General features: G+C 47.0%; 4 protein-coding genes. 3 read left to right on the top strand and 1 reads right to left on the bottom strand.

Annotation, left to right across the window (positions count from 1 at the left end; all coding sequences use genetic code 11):
• Both A3751_RS07330 and A3751_RS07325 read left to right on the top strand, forming a co-directional pair.
• On the top strand, positions 1-729 hold a 729-nt coding region (locus tag A3751_RS07330; RefSeq protein WP_156492309.1), incomplete at its 5' end, for an HlyD family type I secretion periplasmic adaptor subunit.
• A 247-nt stretch (positions 730-976) separates the two neighbouring features.
• Positions 977-2152 carry a DUF5610 domain-containing protein gene (locus tag A3751_RS07325; RefSeq protein ID WP_068453855.1) on the top strand — a complete coding sequence of 392 codons (1176 nt, stop codon included), beginning with the start codon at positions 977-979 and terminating at the stop codon, positions 2150-2152.
• A 73-nt stretch (positions 2153-2225) separates the two neighbouring features.
• Here the strand turns inward: A3751_RS07325 and A3751_RS07320 are convergent, their stop codons facing one another.
• On the bottom strand, positions 2226-3986 hold the full coding sequence (locus A3751_RS07320) for an ATP-binding protein (RefSeq protein WP_068453853.1): 1761 nt from the start codon (positions 3984-3986) through the stop codon (positions 2226-2228).
• A 153-nt stretch (positions 3987-4139) separates the two neighbouring features.
• Here A3751_RS07320 and A3751_RS07315 point away from each other — a divergent pair.
• Positions 4140-4897, top strand: a 758-nt coding sequence (locus A3751_RS07315) for a L,D-transpeptidase family protein (protein WP_197466218.1), incomplete at its 3' end; no start/stop codon positions are given.

Raw genomic sequence — 4897 nt, 5'->3', positions numbered from 1 at the left:
AAGAAATCCTACGGCTCGAAACTTCAATATCTTGAACTCAAACAAGAACTCATCGAAGAGCAGCAAGATCTTGCCGTGCAACAAGCACGACTGAATCAGCTCAAGCAATCCGAGCAAAGCATCAGCACACAGCAAACGCTCTATCTCGCTGAAAAACGCAAACAAACATTGGCTGAGCAAAACGCCTTACAAGTCCAAAGCGATGCCTTGTCCCAGCAAGTGACCAAAGCAGAACAGCGCTTAACGCACTATACGCTTATCGCACCGATCACAGGGCAAGTGCAACAACTCGCGACCACCACCATTGACGGCGTTGTGCAAAGCGCCCAACTCTTAATGCACATCGTGCCGCGCGACAGCGCACTCGAAGTCGAAGCGATGATTCAAAACAAAGACATTGGTTTTGTGCAAGAAGGCCAGAAAGCCGTAGTGAAAGTTGATACCTTCAACTTCACCAAATATGGTTTGATCGACGCGCAAATTAGTTCTATTTCGGACGATGCAATTTCAAATGACGCTAGTAATACGCTGCAGAATGAACGCCAAGGGCTCGTCTACAACGCGCGAGTGACACTCAACCAAGACAAGCTGCTCATCGAAGGGCGCGAAGTGCGCCTTTCACCAGGTATGTCAGTGACAACAGAAATCAAAACAGGCCAGCGAAGGTTGATCGAATTCTTCCTCTCGCCTTTGTTGAGGTATAAACAAGAAAGTTTGGGGGAGAGGTAAATGCAGGGAATCGCTAAGCTATTTTGGATTGGAATTAAAGGGGACGCATTTATTTAATTTGCTGCGCCGTACAACAAGCACCATTAAATCAGCTCACACGTAAGCAAAGAACTTAGGTACAGCTCTTTCTTCTGGCATAAAAACCCGCTCGATAGTGTTTTTTTATACTTAAAGACTCTTAGCTTTGCGCCGATAAACTACGATACCATCAAACTCTATCCTTGAACTTAGCGGGGCAGGAACTGACATGATCTCTTTTCTAAATAATCTTTTTCCAGGGATTGGTTCGGATCAGGTTAAAACACGCGTTTCTGATAACGATGGACAAGCGCGTCCGTCAGACACGGCAACGCTGTTCTCGCAGGGTTTAAAGCGCGGTCTTGGTGTTGATGTTCCGCCATCTTCGGCCAACGACCCGGGCGATAAAATCTTTGATGTTCAAGCGGTGGTCGATACGGTTTCAGGTTTTATTGAGCAAGCGATTTCCAAGCGGCGCGACGAGGGTGCAACGCAAACTGAGCTTGATGATCTCATCTCTCAGGCTCGTGAAGGCGTGACGCAGGGCTTTCAGTTGGCGCGAGATGATATCGACCGCGTTGGCCTACTCAGCGATGATCTCTCTGATAATATCGATGCGGCAGAGCAGGGCATCAATACACGCATTGATAAGCTTGAAGACACTCTTAAACCCGCTGACGAAGGTGTGCTAACGAGCCTTTCGAGCACGGCGTTCACTGAAGGTCGGCTTTTTGAAAGATCGCGCGCTAGTTTTCAGTTTGAGCTGAAGACGCAAGAGGGCGATCGTATCCAGATTTCTGCGCAGGAGTTGTTTCAGCGTAAAGCGCAATTTAGCACCATTGAAACCGATAATGCTTCTGCGACGAGCTTTGAGTCGAGTACGCGATACTCCAGTGCATTTTCTATTTCGGTTAAGGGTGATTTAAACAATGACGAGGTGGCGGCACTGGATGCATTATTGGTTCAGGTTGCGGATATTAGTGACTCGTTTTTCGCGGGTGGCATTGAAGATGCGTTTAATCAGGCCTTGTCTTTGGAGTTTGATAGCTCCCAGATAGCGCAGTTTAGTCTCGATCTAAAATCATCTAGTTTGTCTGTTGTTGAGCAAACTGAAGTGCGCACTTCGAAGCTGAGCAATCGCATTCCGGAAGAGTATCGCCCACCACAATTACCGCCGGGTTTGCAGACATTGCTGGCAGATTATGCCCAGCAAGTGGAAGAGCTACTGGAATCTGCAAAAGCGTTTAGTAACAAGGTCGGATTACAAGACTCTGGCGAGTCGTTGGTGCAAAACCTGCAACGTGAGTTTGATCAGTCTGTTGGACGTTCTTATGGGCCGTCTGTAGGTCAGGGTAATGGAAGGAATGATTTCTTTGATGCCTTGTTAGCGAAGCTCTCGACCTAAGAGGGCGAATCGTTTGACGGGTGTTTTGTTGAGGAACACAGTCATGATGCACTGTGTTCTGAATGCCTGTTGCTTATAGCCACTTTCGAATTTTTTGTTCTAGTACCTCGGGTGTAATGGGTTTGGCGATGTAGTCGGACATGCCTGCGTCTAAGCATTTCTCTTTATCACCCTGCATGGCATTGGCTGTCATTGCGATGATGGGTAGTGCTTTCAAAGCATCGATTTCTCTTATTTTACGAGTGGCCTCGTAGCCATCCATTACCGGCATCTGGCAATCCATAAAGATGAGCTGATAGTGCTGCGGGTTTTCGGCGTTGAGTATCTGTAGCGCTTCGGCACCATTTTTAGCAATCTCCACTTGTAGCCCAAGTCCCTCTAACAGGGCTTGAGCAACCACAATGTTGACGTCATTATCTTCTACCAGCAGCGCTTTTCTCTGTGTCTCTGCTAAGTTCAGAGCCTCTTTCTCGTTGGTGGCCGAGGATTTGCTGTTGTTGATTTCATCTTGCTTTGGTTTTGCGAGTTTAACGACAAACTTAAAGCAACTTCCTTTGCCAAACTCACTCCTTACGTTGATGGAGCCACCCATTAGTTCGATGAGTTGTTTTGAAATAGATAAGCCCAAGCCGGTCCCGCCAAAGCGTCTCGTGGTCGATCTCTCCATTTGTAAAAATGGCGTAAACAAATCGTTAAATTTATCTTCTGGAATTCCGATTCCAGAATCTTCGATCTGTACAGTAAGTAAAGAGGTGTTTTTGCTTGATTCTTCGAGTAGCACGGTCATTTTTACGCCGCTAGTAGGGGTAAACTTAATGGCGTTACTGAGCAAGTTATCGATCACTTGACGGATACGAATCGAGTCCCCGCAAACATAGTCTTCCGACAAGCGGGTGCTGCAATGAAGATACAAGCCTTTATCTTCAGCCCGTGTTTGGGCGACTCGCTGGATATCATCAATAAATTTTGGAAGATGAAATACAGCCTCTTCAAGCTCTAGCTTGCCCGACTCAATTTTACTGATGTCTAGAATGTCGTTGATGACGACAAGTAGGGTCTCAGAGCTGAACTTGGCAAGATCAAGATATTCCCGTTGCTTTTCAGTTAAGGGGTCTTTCTCCAGTAGCTTGAGCATGCCTGTTATGCCATTAATCGGTGTACGAATCTCGTGGCTCATGTTGGCTAAAAACTCGGTTTTAACATTGTTCGCATGAGCGGCTTCTTCTTCAGCAATCTTACGAGCGCTTACTTCAGAAGAGAGTTTGAAGACAATGTCGTAGATCGCGGTTTCCGAGAATTTTATTTGCTTGAATAGCCCGATCGTAGAGAAAGAAATGATCACTAACTGGCCAATTTGATTAAGCCGGTCTTGTCCATAACGAAAGTCGATGGGTGTGAGGTTTTCGGGTGTGCCGAACTTGTATTCGAGATAGATGAGCGTCGAGCCGCTAATGACGGCAATAATGAAGGCGGCAATCCCTCCGGCTTTTCCGGCGATTAACGCACCTGCGAGTGGCAGCGCAACGAGCCAGCCTGCAGCTGGATTACCCATGCCCCCGCTACTGTAGACCGAATAGCTTGCGGCGATCGAACACCCAATAACGCCCAGTGTAGAGGCCGCAAGCCTCGCTCCGCCTGTTTTCAAGATGACAATGCCCAAGAGCACGAAACCCAGGCAAATGGATAAGCTGATCGTTCGGCCATAAAGCTCCCATTGAAGAGCTCTAAATAGAAATAAGATCGACAAGGCCGCCGCGATGCTCAGTGTGAATACGGCTGTTTGGCGCAGCCTCTCTTCTTTGACTTCGTTAATGCGTTGAATGGAGGCTTTCACGCTTGAGCATACCTATGTGTTTATTGTTTTAGGGTAAAGCTGAAGTATAGAAGAGAAACCGTTAATTTCTTATATTACATCTGACACCAGACTAACCAAACGCTATTATTAAAATCAATTGTTTACTCATGTGATTCGCCCCGAATGCTCTCTTTGAATACGAAACCGCTTCTTGTTATCCCTATCCTGCTGTGGGCTTGTGTGAGCGAAGCTCAAGAGCTTTTATGGAGGGGTGACAGTGATGTGATCGGTCAAATCACGCGAACGGCCTCTCTACCCAAAGATACGCTCTACGATATTGGCATGGCGCATGATGTCGGCTTTAATGAAATGCGCGATGCAAACCCCACGATAGATGCCTGGCTGCCAGCACTGGGGAGCGAAGTGGTGATCCCATCTAAGTTTATTTTGCCGAGTATTCGTGAGGGAGTGGTGGTGAACCTGAGGGAATATCGCTTGTATTTTTTTCCTGAAGATGGCTCGAAAGTGATTACTTATCCAGTGGGTATCGGCGCAGAAGAATCGCCGTCTCCGGTTATAAATACGCGGGTTAAGCTAAAAATTGAGCAGCCTAACTGGTATCCGCCTGAATCTGTTCGCGAGGAGTACTTCGAAGAGCATGGAAAGAAAATGGATTGGGTTGTGTATCCCGGTCCAGAAAACCCTTTAGGGCCTTTTGCCATTCAATTAGATCTTCCTGAGTATTTTATTCACGGGACAAACAAGCCTTTTGGTATTGGCACTAAAGTGAGCCGCGGATGTATTCGTATGGACAATCAAGATTTGGCTAAGTTTGTCTGGGAGGTTCCAAAGTATACGCCTGTTCACTTTGTCAAAGAGGCGGTAAAAGTGGGGTTGGCAGGTGAGGAGCTCTTCGTTGAGTTGCATTTCGATGATGAGGCGCATGCAGA

Source organism: Oleiphilus sp. HI0080, assembly GCF_001635135.1.
The sequence above is the reverse complement of the archived record's forward strand: the minus strand, read 5'-3'. Positions and strand labels throughout refer to the sequence as shown.